The organism is Klebsiella sp. GB_Kp047 (genome assembly GCF_040065235.1).
Taxonomy (GTDB): domain Bacteria; phylum Pseudomonadota; class Gammaproteobacteria; order Enterobacterales; family Enterobacteriaceae; genus Klebsiella; species Klebsiella quasipneumoniae.
Genome location: NZ_JBEAJG010000041.1, coordinates 719,559 through 733,096 on the forward strand (window position 1 = coordinate 719,559; position 13,538 = coordinate 733,096).

The window sequence follows — 13,538 nt, forward strand, 5'->3', positions numbered from 1 at the left end:
TACCGAGGTCACCCGCCTTTTTTGTTCAAAATTTATGAAATTTGTAAACGGTGGTGAAGAAATCAGTTTAAACGTCAACTTTTCTGTGTAAATATTAAGGCGAATGATAACTATTCTTTTTATCATTTATAGAATCACGCCGGGTCAGCGCAAGCCAGACGACGAATAACGTCGCTTTTGCGCGGCGTGATATGTGCTAATAACAAAAAATAAGCCTGCATTTATCATGGAAAAAAACGCTTCTCTGCCGTTTGGCAGTTTCAACTCATTGGCATTGTTTACGGGTCTGTGTCTGGGAGCCGCGCCGGCAACCGGCATGGCAGCCGAAAAATCAGTCAAAAATAATGAAGAGACGCTGGTGGTGGAAGCCTCCCCGCCTTCGCTTTATTCTCCCGAAGCCTCCGCCGATCCCAAGTTCAATAAACCACTGGTGGATACCACTCGCACCATCACCGTGATCCCCGAACAGGTCATTAAAGATCAGGGCGTCACCAACCTGACTGACGCCCTCAAAAACGTCCCCGGCGTCGGGGCGTTTTACGCCGGGGAGAATGGCAGCTCAACCACCGGGGACGCCATCTTTATGCGCGGCGTGGACACCTCCAACAGTATTTATGTCGACGGCATTCGCGATATCGGCAGCGTGACGCGGGATACCTTCAATACCCAGCAGGTGGAAGTCATCAAAGGGCCCGCCGGCACGGACTATGGCCGCAGCGCCCCTTCCGGCTCGATCAATATGATCAGCAAGCAGCCGCGCCTTGACTCCGGGATCGACGGATCCGCCAGCATCGGCAGCGCCTGGTCGCGTCGGGGTACCCTTGACCTTAACCAGGCCTTCGGCGACAACGCCGCGTTTCGCCTCAACCTGATGGGCGAAAAAACCCACGACGCCGGCCGGGATAAGATTGAGAACGAGCGCTACGGCATTGCCCCGTCCCTGGCCTTCGGCCTCGATACGCCCACCCGTCTGTATCTGAACTATCTCCACGTCCGGCAGAATAACACCCCGGATGGCGGGATCCCCACCGTCGGCCTGCCGGGCTATTCGGCGCCTTCGCCGAAGTATGCCGCCCTCAATTCCGCCGGTAAGGTCGATACCAGCAATTTCTATGGCACCGACTCCGATTACGATAAATCCACCACCGACAGCGGCACCCTGCGCTTTGAACACGATCTGACGGACAATACCACCGTGCGCAATACCACCCGCTGGTCGCGTGTGAAGCAGGAGTATCTCCTGACCGCGGTGATGGGCGGCGCGAGCAATATCACCGCCCCCGACATCAATGACGTCAATACCTGGAGCTGGTCACGTCTGGTTAATACCAAAGATGTCAGCAACCGCATTCTGACCAACCAGACCAATATCACTTCGACCTTCAATACCGGTTCGATAGGCCATGACGTCAGTGCCGGCGTGGAGTTTACCCGGGAAAACCAGACTAACTATGGCGTCAACGCCCTGACCGCTCCGGCGGTGAATCTCTATCATCCGGTGAGCAGCCTGTCGATTGGCGGGCTGGACAGAAACGGGGCGAACGCCAACGGCCAGACCGATACCTTCGGTATCTATGCCTTTGATACGCTGGCGCTGACCGATCGGGTTGAGGTCAACGGTGGGCTGCGTCTCGACAGTTACCATACCAAATATGACAGCGCCACCGCCTGCGGCGGCAGCGGACGCGGGGCTGTCGCCTGCCCGCCAGGACAGTCGACCGGCAGCCCGGTCACCACTGTCGATACCGCTAAATCCGGTAACCTGGTTAACTGGAAGGCCGGGGCGCTGTATCGCTTAACCGAGCAGGGCAATATCTACGTCAACTATGCCATCTCGCAGCAACCGCCGGGGGGCAGCAGCTTCGCGCTGGCTGCCAGCGGTAGCGGCAACAGCGCCAACCGGACCGACTTTAAACCGCAGAAAGCGAAATCCAGCGAACTGGGCACCAAGTGGCAGATCCTCGACAAGCGCCTGCTGCTCAGCGCGGCGTTATTCCGCACCGATATTGAAAACGAAGTGGCCGCCAACGATGACGGAACCTGGTCGCAGTACGGCAAAAAGCGCGTGGAAGGCTATGAGCTCTCCGCAACCGGGAACCTGACCCCGGACTGGACAATCATCGCCGGCTACACCCAGCAACATGCCACGGTGACAGAGGGTCAGAATGTGGCGCAGGATGGCTCTTCCGCGCTGGCCTACACCCCGAAACATGCCTTTACGCTGTGGACGCAGTATCAGGCCACCAGCGATCTGTCCGTCGGCGGCGGCGTGCGCTATGTCGGAAGCCTGCGCCGGGGCAGCGATGGCGCGGTGGGTACCCCGGATCACACCGAGGGCTATTGGGTCGCCGACGCCAAACTGGGCTATCGGGTCAACAGCAATCTCGATCTGCAGCTCAATATGTACAACCTGTTTGATACCGATTACGTGGCTTCCATCAACAAGAGCGGCTATCGCTATCATCCGGGCGAACCCCGTACCTTTATGTTGACGGCGAACGTCCATTTCTGAGTCTGCACGTGGGGCCATCGCGCCCCACCTTTTTGAGAGAACACCGCAATGATGTATCACATTCCTGACGTGCTGACGGCGGACCAGGTGGCTGAATATGGCCGCCTGCTGGCGCAGGCCGAATGGGTTGACGGGCGGGTTACCGTCGGCAGCCAGGGGGCGACCGTCAAACAAAACCAGCAGATCGATACCCGCACGCCGCTGTATGCCCGTCTGCAGGCAGCCGTACTCGACGCGCTGCGCGGCCATCCGCAGTTTTTTTCCGCCGCGCTGCCGCGGACAATTTCCGCGCCGTTGTTTAATCGCTACGGGCCGGGAGAGACCTACGGTTTTCATGTCGATGGCGCGGTGCGCCAGAACGGCGAGGCGGGCTGGATGCGGACCGACCTCTCGGCGACGCTGTTCCTCTGCGAGCCGGAAAGCTATGAAGGGGGCGAACTGGTGATTGAAGATACCTATGGCCAGCACCGGGTGAAGCTCCCGGCCGGACATCTGGTGCTCTATCCCGCCAGTAGTCTGCACTGCGTCACCCCGGTCACCGGCGGGGTTCGCCAGGCCTCTTTCCTGTGGATCCAGTCGATGGTCCGCGACGATAAGCAGCGCGCGATGCTCTACGACCTGGACCGCACGATCCAGTCTCTCAAAACCCGCTTTGGCGACGGGGAAGAGGTCCTCTCCCTGCTCAATATGTATCACAACCTGCTGCGCCAGTGGACTGAAGTGTGATCCGCAGGCGAAGGTTTATCGCAGGGAGGGGTGAGGAGGCAACAGACTGGCCGTCCGCTGGCCAGTTTGCAGCAGGCGTTAGAACCGATAGCCTGCGGAGAACATAAACACCCACGGATCCAGGCGGGTGCTGACTTTCTGGTCCACGCCGCCGGCTTTGAATTTCACATCGGTATCGATATCCATGTACCACACCGACATATTCAGCAGCCAGTCACGGTTAATCAGGTAATCGAGGCCGACCTGTCCTGCCGCGCCCCAGGAGTCCTTCAGGCTCAGATCGGAAAGCCCGGCCGCCTTGCCGGTATCGTTAAAGTCTTCATTAAAGAAGGTGGTGTAGTTAATCCCCGCCCCCACGTACGGACGCACCTTGCTTTGCGCATCGCCAAAGTACCACTGCGCCATCAGGGTGGGTGGCAACTGATGCACGGTAGCGATGGTGCCGGTTGGCCCGGTACCAACCTTATGGCGGAACGGCGTAGCCGCCAGCAGTTCCACGCCGATGTTATCGGTCGCCATATAGGTAAAGGTTAAACCCAGCTGAGTATTGTTACTGACGTTGAAACTGCCCAGACTGCCCAGCACATTGTCAGAGCCTTCCGTCGGTCGGACGGTGGCGGTCCCGGCACGAATGAAAAATTCACCCGCTTCATGCGCCCAGACGCTGCCGGTAGTAAGAGTGCTTAGAATCAATGCCGCCGCTGCTAACTTCTTCATATCCACTTCCTCATTATGGTTTTTCAGCGCGGCCAAATATACCTATAACGAGTTACGTTTGATCTGTTTTAGATCACACTAAAACCTTAGATTTAACATTTATTGATCCAGATTAATTTTTGATACCGATCGCAATACGCTAAATCCTTCGCACATCAATTTTCACTTTTCGCAAAAAAAATTATTTCTGCCCCTCTTGCCGCGGCTGAGGCGGCTGGATAAGTTAACTGCCGACAATCTGTGTTGATGCGTTTTTTTCAGGTGTAATTATGAGTGAAATCAACCCGTGCATGACGTGCGGTGCCTGTTGTGCGTATTTTCGAGTCTCTTTCTACTGGGCGGAAGCCGACGACGCGGGCGGCCTGGTGCCCGCCGCGCTGACCGAGCCGCTGACCCCCTTCCTGCGCTGTATGAGCGGCACTAATCAACGTCAGAGCCGCTGTGCGGCGCTATCGGGCGAGATCGGCGACGCCGTCCACTGCACTATCTATGAAAACCGTCCTTCGCCATGTCGCGAATTCGCCATGTCCGGGGAAAACGGCGAGGAAAACGACGCCTGCAACCGGGCGCGAGCGCGCTATGGGCTGCCGCCATTGCGGCCTCTTTACAAAGATATACCTGCCCTGACCGGCGCAGAGAGTGCTACGACGGAAGGATTTGCGGTACAATCGCCGGCTAGTTAACACCTGCGACACTCAAGGAGAATGCATGTCTATCACGGCGAAGTCCGTCTACCGTGACACCGGGAATTTTTTTCGTAATCAGTTCATTACCATTTTGCTGATTGCGCTGTTGTGCGCGTTCATTACGGTAGTACTTGGCCATGCCTTTTCACCCAGCGACGAGCAGCTGTCGATACTCAGCGAAGGCGACAACCTCGCCGGTAGCGCAGGCCTGTTCGAACTGGTGCAGAATATGACGCCGGAGCAGCAGCAGGTTCTGCTGCGCGCCTCGGCGGCATCAACCTTCTCGGGTCTGGTGGGCAATGCGATCCTCGCCGGCGGCGTTCTGCTGCTCATCCAGCTGGTCTCTGCCGGTCATCGTGTCAGCGCCCTGCGCGCCATCGGCGCCTCGGCGCCGGTGCTGCCGAAGCTGCTGCTGCTGATCCTCTTCACCACTTTCCTGGTGCAGATGGGGATGATGTTAGTGCTGGTGCCCGGCGTCCTGTTGGCCATTGTGCTGGCCTTTGCGCCGATCATGCTGGTGCAGGACAAAATGGGCATCCTCGGCGCCATGCGCAGCAGCATGCGCCTGGCGTGGGCCAATCTGCGGCTGGTGGCGCCGGCCATTATCGGTTGGCTGGTGGCGAAAACTCTGCTGTTACTGTTTGCTTCCAGCTTTGCCGCCCTGACGCCAAACGTCGGCGCGGTGGTGATTAATACCCTCAGCAACCTGATTTCCGCCCTGTTGCTGATCTATTTATTCCGCGTGTATATGCTTATCCGTAGCTAATTTTAACCTGGACCGGGGAATTTCCCGGTCCGTCCTGACAGACGGGATCGATGTATGAAGCAGTTTCTGGATTTTTTACCGCTGGTGGTCTTCTTCGCCTTCTACAAGCTTTACGATATCTACGCCGCCACCACGGCGCTGATTGTGGCGACCGCCATCGTGCTGATCTACAGCTGGGTGCGCTACCGTAAAATCGAAAAAATGGCGCTGATCACCTTCGTGCTGGTGGCCGTCTTCGGTGGATTAACCCTCTTCTTCCACAATGATGAGTTCATTAAATGGAAGGTGACGGTGATCTATGCGCTGTTCGCCGGCGCGCTGCTGTTCAGCCAGTGGGTGATGAAAAAGCCGCTTATCCAGCGCATGCTGGGTAAAGAGCTGACCCTGCCGCAGCAGGTCTGGTCGCGCCTTAACCTGGCCTGGGCGGCGTTTTTTATCCTCTGCGGACTGGCTAATATCTATATCGCCTTCTGGTTGCCGCAGAATATCTGGGTTAACTTTAAGGTCTTCGGTTTAACTGCCCTCACGCTGGTCTTTACCTTGCTGAGCGGGATCTACATCTACCGTCATATGCCGCAGGACGACCACCACTAACGCCTCCACCGGCGCGCCACCCGCGCGCCGCGCTCGCCCCGGGTACCCTTGCTGCGCTGGCCAACCGTCCCTGCCACCACCACCTCCGCGCGTAACCTGACAGCTTCCCGGCCCCACAGCGCAGGCTCCCTTCACGATTTCAATCGGCAGCGTAAAAAATTGCGCTAATTGTGAGGATTTTATGGAGATTTATTTCGTTACATTGTAATGATAATTGTTATCATTAATATTCTCGATCTCATTTTGAATTGTTTTGAAAAGGATATTTACATGAGATCGCCGCAATATTATGTCCCCACGATCCTGGCGCTGGTCATATCCAGTCTCCTTGCCCCTAACGCCTTTGCAGAAGAGTCAGAACAAGATACCGAAACAATGATTGTGCGCAGTACGGCGGAAGAGGCGCTCAAGCAACAGCCCGGGGTGTCGATTATCACGGCAGATGATATTGCAAAACAGCCACCGGTCAACGATCTCTCAGACATCATCCGTAAAATGCCCGGGGTGAATTTGACCGGCAACAGCGCCAGCGGTAGTCGGGGCAACAACCGCCAGATTGATATCCGCGGCATGGGGCCGGAGAACACCCTGATCCTGATAGATGGGGTACCGGCCACGTCACGTAACTCGGTTCGCTATAGCTGGCGCGGCGAACGCGATACCCGGGGCGACAGCAACTGGGTCCCTGCCGAGATGGTCGAGCGAATTGAAGTCCTCCGCGGCCCGGCAGCCGCGCGTTATGGTTCCGGTGCGGCCGGCGGAGTGGTCAACATTATTACCAAACGCCCGACCAACAACTGGCACGGTTCCCTGTCTTTTTTTACCAATCAGCCGGAAAACAACAAGGAAGGCACGACTAATCGCGCTAACTTCAATCTCAGCGGCCCACTGGCCGGCGAGGCGCTGACAATGCGCCTGTATGGCAATATCAATAAAACGGAACCCGACGCCTGGGATATTAACCATGCGCAAAACGGCTCCTACGCTGCGGGACGCGAAGGGGTACGCAATAAAGATATTAACGCCCTGCTGTCATGGAAAATGACCCCGCAACAAATTCTCGATTTCAGCTACGCCTATAGCCGTCAGGGGAATATCTATGCCGGTGATACCCAGTACAGCAACGGCAATCTTAGCCCGAACGGGCTGGTGGATTCCCTGTACGGCCACGAAACGAATCGCCTCTATCGCCAGTCCTGGGGATTGACCTACAACGGTCTTTGGGATTGGGGCCAGTCCAAAGCGGGGGTTTACTACGAGAAAACCAACAATACCCGCCTGCAGGAAGGCTCCACCGGCCGCGTCGAAGGCATGATCAACAGTGAGGATTATGCCACCAGCCGACTGGAATCCTGGCGTACTACCTCCGAATTCAATGTGCCTTTCTTCTGGCTGGCGGATCAGACGCTGACGCTGGGCATGGAATGGAACCATGATCAGCTCGACGACCCGGCATCGATGCAGGCCACTAACAGCAATGGGGAGACTATCCCTGGGACCTCCGGCGACCCTGCGCAACGTCGTACCAAAAACAGCGCCACCCTCACCGGTATCTATCTGGAGGATAATATCGAAGCCGTGCCCGGCACCAACCTGATCCCCGGCATTCGTTTCGATTATCATAATCAGTTTGGCAGCAACTGGAGCCCAAGCCTCAATTTGTCTCAGGCGCTGGGCGATATGTTCACGCTGAAGGCCGGTATCGCGCGGGTGTTTAAAGCGCCTAACCTTTATCAATCCAGTGAAGGCTATCTGCTCTCCACCCGCGGCAACGGTTGTCCAAACACTATCGCCGAAGGCAGCTGCTATCTGCTGGGCAACCCTGACCTCGACCCGGAAATCAGTATTAACAAAGAGATCGGTATCGAATTTAACCTTAATGGCTACGCTGCCGGGGTCACCTGGTTCCGCAACGATTACAAAAACAAAATCGTCTCCGGAACCGAGGTGCTGGGCTATACCTCCAGCGGCAATAATATCCTGCAATGGCAGAACGGCGGCAAAGCAGTAGTCGAGGGGCTGGAAGGCAATATGCTGATCCCGGTGCTGGCTGATATCCTAAGCTGGCGGACCAATGCCACCTGGATGTTCAAATCTGAAAGTAAAGAGACAGGCAACCCGCTGTCGGTTATCCCGAAATATACCGTTAACACGATGCTCGACTGGCAGGTAAACGACGCCCTGTCTGCGAATGTCAACTGGACGCTTTATGGCCGTCAGAAGCCGCGTCAGTATGCAGAGATCCGCAACGAAACCGGAACCCTTGCTACCACCGAGGTTGGCGCCTATTCCATCGTGGGGATCGGCACCCAGTATCAGCTCAACCGGGATATTCGCCTGAATGCCGGCATAAGTAACCTCTTTGATAAGCAACTGTATCGCGAAAATGCCGGCGCCTCGACCTACAATGAGCCTGGACGCGCGTATTACGCCGGAGTGACCCTCTCTTTCTGAACCACTGCGCCCGCCTCCGCGGGCGCCAGCCCTATTCTCTCTACGCCGTTTTCATAGTAGCATCCCGCTGATCGTCTTTGACCACAACAGAGTAGAGCATGACAACAACAGATCTCGCCCCGAAGGGCGAAATGGTTTTACGCACCCTGGCAATGCCGGCAGATACCAATGCCAACGGGGACATTTTTGGCGGCTGGCTGATGTCGCAGATGGATATCGGCGGCGCCATTATGGCCAAAGAGATCGCCCAGGGTCGCGTGGTGACCGTGCGCGTGGATGGGATGACCTTTTTACGCCCGGTGGCCGTAGGCGACGTGGTGTGCTGCTATGCCCGCTGCGTGAAGCGCGGCAATACCTCAGTGACCATTAACATCGAAGTGTGGGTGAAAAAAGTCTCTTCAGAACCGATTGGCCAGCGCTACAAGGCGACGGAAGCGCTGTTTATCTACGTTGCCGTCGATAATCAGGGTAAACCCCGCCCTCTGCCGGCCGAATAAGATGGCGCCCGGCTAACCGGGCACCTGGCTTAGAGAAAGCCCAGCAGCGAGAAGAAGAAGTAGCCGATAACAATCACCATCACCGGCAGCACGTACAGCGGGAAATACTGCACCAGGATCGTATGTCGCGGCACCACAATGCGTTCGGCGAGCTGCTCGCGAGTTAACCCTTCCGCGCCTTTCGCCTGCTCGAGGATCAGCTGATCCTCAATCCCCTCGCGGAGAAATTTCGCCTGCCGCGCCATCCGCGCGCCGGCGGCCTGCAGCGCCATGCCGACGAACACCAGAATGAAGATAATCCAGAAGCCGATGTTCAGGCTATGGTGAAAATCCGGCAGCGGTGAGTTGTACCAGAAAAAGTTCAGGAACGGCGTGTTAAAGCGCATCATCTCAATCATGACGTGCGCAAAATCCATCATCACCGCGTCAATGCCGGGTTTCTTTTCACTGTGCTCATACATAAATTTGAGGACAGAAATCAGCGTCGACAGCACGGCGGGAATAAAGATGACCCATCCCAAAATACGTTTGATGACCGCAATGCGTCCAGCTTGTTGGTACGTCATGAGTTCCCCTTGTTAAAGACGCGTTAGTGGTTCGCCTGCCGCCCGTTGCGTGGCGCAGGCGCCCCTCGCTTACCCGAATGTGTCGGGTATAAGTCTATCTTCCACGGCGAATTTCGCCCAATAACGCGCGGTATGATATACCATGAATGCCGATTCGTTTATCTGATTACGCAACAGGAGAAGGACATATGTCAGCGAAGCGCCGCATTGAGGCTGCGATTTTTGATATGGACGGGTTGCTGATTGACTCTGAGCCGCTTTGGGATCAGGCGGAGGTCGAGGTCATGGAGAGCCTGGGGGTGGATACCCGCCGCCGCGATGAACTGCCCGACCTGCTGGGTCTGCGAATCGACCTGGTGGTGGATCTGTGGTACGCGCAGCAGCCGTGGCGCGGCGTTGACCGCACAGAAGCCACCGCGCGCATTATCCGTCGCGCCATCGAACTGGTGGAAGCCTCACGTCCGCTGCTGCCGGGGGTGCGCGAGGCGGTGGCCCTGTGCAAAGCCCAGGGGTTGAAGGTAGGGCTGGCCTCAGCCTCGCCGCTGGTGATGCTGGAGAAAGTGCTCAATATGTTCGAGCTGCGCGACCAGTTTGATGCCCTCGCCTCGGCGGAGCATCTGCCCTGGAGCAAACCGCACCCGCAGGTGTATCTCAACTGCGCCGCCGCCCTCGGGGTCGACCCACAGCGCTGTGTCGCGCTGGAGGACTCGGTCAACGGCATGATCGCCAGCAAAGCTGCGCGCATGCGCGCTATCGTCGTGCCGGAAGCAGAGAACAGCCGCGACCCGCGCTTCGTGCTGGCGGACGTCAAGCTGCCGTCACTGCAGGCCCTGACCGTCGAGGCGCTGCTCGGGTAAGACCGCTGGCGGGTGACGCGATCGCCGCCACCCGCCAGCAAAGAAAATCAAAACATCGTTTCATTTTAATTGTAATTTTGTTTTCCTGCCTCTATGCTGGGTACAGGTGGCGTTATCGTACGCCTGAAGATCAGCACACAGAGGTGAATATGGTACTGAACGCCTTCGACCTGACGGGTAAGGTCGCCATCGTGACCGGTTGCGATACCGGCCTGGGACAGGGAATGACGCTGGGCCTGGCGCAGGCCGGATGCGATATCGTCGGCATCAACCGCAAAATTCCCCACGACACTGCCGCGCAGGTTCAGGCGCTGGGCCGCCGCTTTCATGCCATTCAGGCGGATCTCAGCCAACAGGATGATATGACCGTTTTGGTCGACCAGGCGGTGGCGGCGATGGGCCGGGTCGATATTCTGGTCAACAACGCCGGGATTATCCGTCGCCATGATGCCCTGACCTTCACGGAAAGTGACTGGGATGCGGTGATCGATCTGAATCTGAAAGCAGTTTTTTTCCTCTGCCAGGCGGTCGCCAGGCAGTTCATTCGCCAGGGTGAAGGCGGGAAAATCGTTAACATCGCCTCGATGCTCTCGTTTCAGGGCGGGATCCGCGTCCCCTCCTATACCGCCTCGAAAAGCGGCGTGCTGGGGCTGACCCGCCTGCTGGCTAACGAATGGGCTGGTCAGGGTATCAACGTCAACGCCATTGCGCCCGGGTATATGGCCACCAATAACACCCAGGCGCTGCGCGAAGATGAGGAGCGCAACCAGGCAATCCTTGAGCGTATCCCCGCCGGTCGCTGGGGTGTGCCGGATGACCTGCAGGGGCCGGTGGTGTTTCTCGCCTCGTCCGCCGCCGATTATATTCACGGCTATACCCTGGCCGTCGACGGCGGATGGCTGGCGCGCTGAGAATTTGTGACAAAGAGTTACACCGTCACCTCTTCCGTGCACTGTATAAAAACCCTATACTGTATGAATCGACAGTTTAGGGTGTGTTATCATGACGGCGGAAGGCCATCTCTTCTTTTCAATCGCCTGCGCAGTATTTGCCAAAAACGCAGAGTTAACGCCGGTGCTGGCGCAGGGCGACTGGTGGCATATTGTGCCCTCCGCGGTCTTGACCTGCCTGCTGCCGGACATCGATCACCCAAAGTCGTTTCTTGGCCAGCGGCTGAGCTGGATCTCAAAGCCCGTGGCGCGGGCCTTTGGCCACCGCGGCTTCACCCACAGCCTGCTGGCGGTGTTTGGCGCGCTGACGCTATTCTACCTCAAGGTGCCTGACAGCTGGATTGTCCCGGCGGACGCCCTCCAGGGCCTGGTGCTGGGCTATCTCAGCCACATCCTTGCCGATATGCTCACCCCAGCCGGGGTGCCGCTGCTGTGGCCCTGCCGCTGGCGCTTTCGGCTACCGATCCTTGCGCCGCGCAAAGGCAACCAGCTGGAGCGCGCCTTATGTATGGCGCTGTTCATCTATGCCGTCTGGATGCCGCAGACGCTGGCGGACAACACCGCGATACGCTGGTCTTCCGGGGTGATTAATTCCCTGCAGATCACCTTCAATCGCTTCATAAGTCACCAGAGTGGGCGATAAACCGGCAGAAAACACCTTTTGGTTATAACCCATTCCATTTGAATATAAGTCCTTGATAACGCCTTCTGCTAACCTTGCGGTCATAAGAGCTGGTTATCCACCAGCCCGGGTTATAAAAATATCAGGAGAACGGGGATGAACTTTCCATTAATAGCGAACGTAGTCGTGTTCGCCGTATTGTTGTTTGCGCTGGGGCAAACGCGCCATAAACAGTGGAGCCTGGCCAGGAAGGTCCTGGTCGGCCTGGCGATTGGCGTGATCTTTGGTCTGGCGCTACAGCTGATCTATGGGTCTGACAGCCAGGTGCTGAAGGATTCCATCCAGTGGTTTAATATCGTCGGCAACGGTTATGTCCAGCTGCTGCAAATGATCGTTATGCCGCTGGTCTTCGCGTCAATCCTTAGCGCGGTGGCTCGCCTGCACAATGCCTCGCAGCTGGGGAAAATCAGCTTCCTGAGCATCGGGACTCTGTTGTTCACCACCCTGATCGCCGCTCTGGTTGGCGTGCTGGTGACTAACATGTTCGGCCTCACCGCCGAGGGACTGGTCCAGGGCAGCGCGGAGACCGCTCGTCTGAACGCCATTCAGAGCAACTATGTGGGTAAAGTGGCCGATCTCAGCGTCCCGCAGCTGATCCTCTCCTTTGTGCCGAAGAACCCGTTTGCTGACCTGACCGGGGCTAACCCGACCTCGATCATCAGCATCGTCATTTTCTCGGCGTTCCTCGGCGTCGCAGCCCTGAAGCTGCTGAAAGAGGATGTGGAAAAAGGCCAGCGCGTCCTGACCGCCATTGATACCCTGCAGGGCTGGGTGATGAAGCTGGTTCGTCTGGTGATGCAGCTGACCCCTTACGGCGTTCTGGCGCTGATGACCAAAGTGGTTGCCGGGTCGAATCTGCAGGATATCATCAAGCTTGGCGGCTTCGTGGTGGCCTCGTACATCGCGCTGGGCATCATGTTTATCGTCCACGGCCTGCTGCTGGCGATTAACGGCGTCAGCCCGCTGAAGTATTTCCGTAAAGTCTGGCCGGTGATCACCTTCGCCTTCACCAGCCGCTCCAGCGCCGCCTCCATTCCGCTGAACGTGGAAGCGCAGACCCGTCGTCTCGGCGTACCGGAGTCGATTGCCAGCTTCTCCGCCTCCTTTGGCGCCACCATTGGTCAGAACGGCTGCGCCGGTATCTACCCGGCCATGCTGGCGGTGATGGTCGCACCGACCGTAGGCATCAACCCGCTGGATCCGATGTGGATTGCCACCCTCGTGGGCATCGTCACCGTCAGCTCGGCGGGCGTCGCCGGAGTGGGCGGCGGGGCCACCTTCGCCGCGCTGATCGTCCTGCCGGCGATGGGCCTGCCGGTGACCCTCGTGGCGCTGCTGATCTCCGTCGAGCCGCTGATCGATATGGGACGTACCGCGCTGAACGTTAACGGTTCCATGACCGCCGGGACGCTGACCAGCCAGTGGCTGCGCCAGACCGACAAGTCGATTTTCGATAGCGAAGAAGAAGCCGAACTGGCGCATCGCTAAACGGTAAGCACAAAAAAACCGCTGATAATCAGCGGTTTTTTTA

Annotated in this window: 13 protein-coding genes; 11 read left to right on the top strand and 2 right to left on the bottom strand. The window is 57.4% G+C overall.

Annotated features, from left to right (window positions below; translation table 11 throughout):
• Positions 1-226: 226 nt before the first annotated feature.
• Both ABLV76_RS24120 and ybiX read left to right on the top strand, forming a co-directional pair.
• On the top strand, positions 227-2,512 hold the full coding sequence (locus tag ABLV76_RS24120) for a catecholate siderophore receptor Fiu (RefSeq protein WP_348878519.1): 2,286 nt from the start codon (positions 227-229) through the stop codon (positions 2,510-2,512).
• A 48-nt stretch (positions 2,513-2,560) separates the two neighbouring features.
• Positions 2,561-3,238 (top strand): PKHD-type hydroxylase YbiX, encoded by a 678-nt coding sequence (ybiX, locus tag ABLV76_RS24125; RefSeq protein ID WP_048294545.1) that lies wholly within the window; start codon positions 2,561-2,563, stop codon positions 3,236-3,238.
• A 78-nt stretch (positions 3,239-3,316) separates the two neighbouring features.
• Here the strand turns inward: ybiX and ompW are convergent, their stop codons facing one another.
• Positions 3,317-3,955, bottom strand: a complete 639-nt coding sequence (ompW, locus tag ABLV76_RS24130; protein ID WP_004203849.1) for an outer membrane protein OmpW — start codon at positions 3,953-3,955, stop codon at positions 3,317-3,319.
• Positions 3,956-4,224: 269 nt separating this feature from the next.
• Between ompW and ABLV76_RS24135 the strand changes: the two genes are divergently transcribed.
• The 5 genes from ABLV76_RS24135 to yciA all read left to right on the top strand — a co-directional run bounded on the left by ABLV76_RS24135 (position 4,225) and on the right by yciA (position 8,952).
• Positions 4,225-4,638: a YkgJ family cysteine cluster protein gene (locus ABLV76_RS24135; RefSeq protein ID WP_004203847.1), complete on the top strand. Its 414-nt coding sequence runs from the start codon at positions 4,225-4,227 to the stop codon at positions 4,636-4,638.
• Between the two features lie 25 nt (positions 4,639-4,663).
• Complete coding sequence (locus ABLV76_RS24140) at positions 4,664-5,407, top strand: YciC family protein (protein ID WP_004203845.1); 744 nt, start codon at positions 4,664-4,666, stop codon at positions 5,405-5,407.
• 54 nt (positions 5,408-5,461) lie between these two features.
• The gene (locus ABLV76_RS24145; protein ID WP_004203842.1) at positions 5,462-6,001 is read left to right on the top strand and encodes a septation protein A; all 540 of its coding nucleotides are present in this window, start codon (positions 5,462-5,464) and stop codon (positions 5,999-6,001) included.
• Between the two features lie 270 nt (positions 6,002-6,271).
• Positions 6,272-8,455, top strand: coding sequence for a TonB-dependent siderophore receptor (locus ABLV76_RS24150; protein ID WP_048295791.1), 2,184 nt, complete (start codon positions 6,272-6,274; stop codon positions 8,453-8,455).
• A 98-nt stretch (positions 8,456-8,553) separates the two neighbouring features.
• Positions 8,554-8,952 carry an acyl-CoA thioester hydrolase YciA gene (gene yciA / locus ABLV76_RS24155; protein ID WP_002901629.1) on the top strand — a complete coding sequence of 133 codons (399 nt, stop codon included), beginning with the start codon at positions 8,554-8,556 and terminating at the stop codon, positions 8,950-8,952.
• A gap of 29 nt (positions 8,953-8,981) precedes the next feature.
• Here the strand turns inward: yciA and ABLV76_RS24160 are convergent, their stop codons facing one another.
• The gene (locus ABLV76_RS24160; protein WP_348878520.1) at positions 8,982-9,518 is read right to left on the bottom strand and encodes a YniB family protein; all 537 of its coding nucleotides are present in this window, start codon (positions 9,516-9,518) and stop codon (positions 8,982-8,984) included.
• A 188-nt stretch (positions 9,519-9,706) separates the two neighbouring features.
• Between ABLV76_RS24160 and hxpB the strand changes: the two genes are divergently transcribed.
• The 4 genes from hxpB (at position 9,707) to ABLV76_RS24180 (ending at position 13,495) form a co-directional block, all read left to right on the top strand.
• Positions 9,707-10,375: a hexitol phosphatase HxpB gene (hxpB, locus tag ABLV76_RS24165; protein WP_048978141.1), complete on the top strand. Its 669-nt coding sequence runs from the start codon at positions 9,707-9,709 to the stop codon at positions 10,373-10,375.
• A gap of 149 nt (positions 10,376-10,524) precedes the next feature.
• Complete coding sequence (gene kduD / locus ABLV76_RS24170) at positions 10,525-11,286, top strand: 2-dehydro-3-deoxy-D-gluconate 5-dehydrogenase KduD (RefSeq protein WP_032455866.1); 762 nt, start codon at positions 10,525-10,527, stop codon at positions 11,284-11,286.
• Between the two features lie 91 nt (positions 11,287-11,377).
• Positions 11,378-11,968 carry a metal-dependent hydrolase gene (locus ABLV76_RS24175; RefSeq protein ID WP_004203834.1) on the top strand — a complete coding sequence of 197 codons (591 nt, stop codon included), beginning with the start codon at positions 11,378-11,380 and terminating at the stop codon, positions 11,966-11,968.
• Between the two features lie 135 nt (positions 11,969-12,103).
• Positions 12,104-13,495 (top strand): L-cystine transporter, encoded by a 1,392-nt coding sequence (locus tag ABLV76_RS24180; RefSeq protein WP_017898666.1) that lies wholly within the window; start codon positions 12,104-12,106, stop codon positions 13,493-13,495.
• Positions 13,496-13,538: the final 43 nt, after the last annotated feature.

What these genes read in the sequence shown, in the direction of transcription:
- ABLV76_RS24120 (WP_348878519.1), top strand. Translation starts at nt 227, where the DNA reads ATGGAAAAAAACGCTTCTCTGCCGTTTGGCAGTTTCAACTCATTGGCA.
- ybiX (WP_048294545.1), top strand. Translation starts at nt 2,561, where the DNA reads ATGATGTATCACATTCCTGACGTGCTGACGGCGGACCAGGTGGCTGAA.
- ompW (WP_004203849.1), bottom strand. Translation starts at nt 3,955, where the DNA reads ATGAAGAAGTTAGCAGCGGCGGCATTGATTCTAAGCACTCTTACTACC.
- ABLV76_RS24135 (WP_004203847.1), top strand. Translation starts at nt 4,225, where the DNA reads ATGAGTGAAATCAACCCGTGCATGACGTGCGGTGCCTGTTGTGCGTAT.
- ABLV76_RS24140 (WP_004203845.1), top strand. Translation starts at nt 4,664, where the DNA reads ATGTCTATCACGGCGAAGTCCGTCTACCGTGACACCGGGAATTTTTTT.
- ABLV76_RS24145 (WP_004203842.1), top strand. Translation starts at nt 5,462, where the DNA reads ATGAAGCAGTTTCTGGATTTTTTACCGCTGGTGGTCTTCTTCGCCTTC.
- ABLV76_RS24150 (WP_048295791.1), top strand. Translation starts at nt 6,272, where the DNA reads ATGAGATCGCCGCAATATTATGTCCCCACGATCCTGGCGCTGGTCATA.
- yciA (WP_002901629.1), top strand. Translation starts at nt 8,554, where the DNA reads ATGACAACAACAGATCTCGCCCCGAAGGGCGAAATGGTTTTACGCACC.
- ABLV76_RS24160 (WP_348878520.1), bottom strand. Translation starts at nt 9,518, where the DNA reads ATGACGTACCAACAAGCTGGACGCATTGCGGTCATCAAACGTATTTTG.
- hxpB (WP_048978141.1), top strand. Translation starts at nt 9,707, where the DNA reads ATGTCAGCGAAGCGCCGCATTGAGGCTGCGATTTTTGATATGGACGGG.
- kduD (WP_032455866.1), top strand. Translation starts at nt 10,525, where the DNA reads ATGGTACTGAACGCCTTCGACCTGACGGGTAAGGTCGCCATCGTGACC.
- ABLV76_RS24175 (WP_004203834.1), top strand. Translation starts at nt 11,378, where the DNA reads ATGACGGCGGAAGGCCATCTCTTCTTTTCAATCGCCTGCGCAGTATTT.
- ABLV76_RS24180 (WP_017898666.1), top strand. Translation starts at nt 12,104, where the DNA reads ATGAACTTTCCATTAATAGCGAACGTAGTCGTGTTCGCCGTATTGTTG.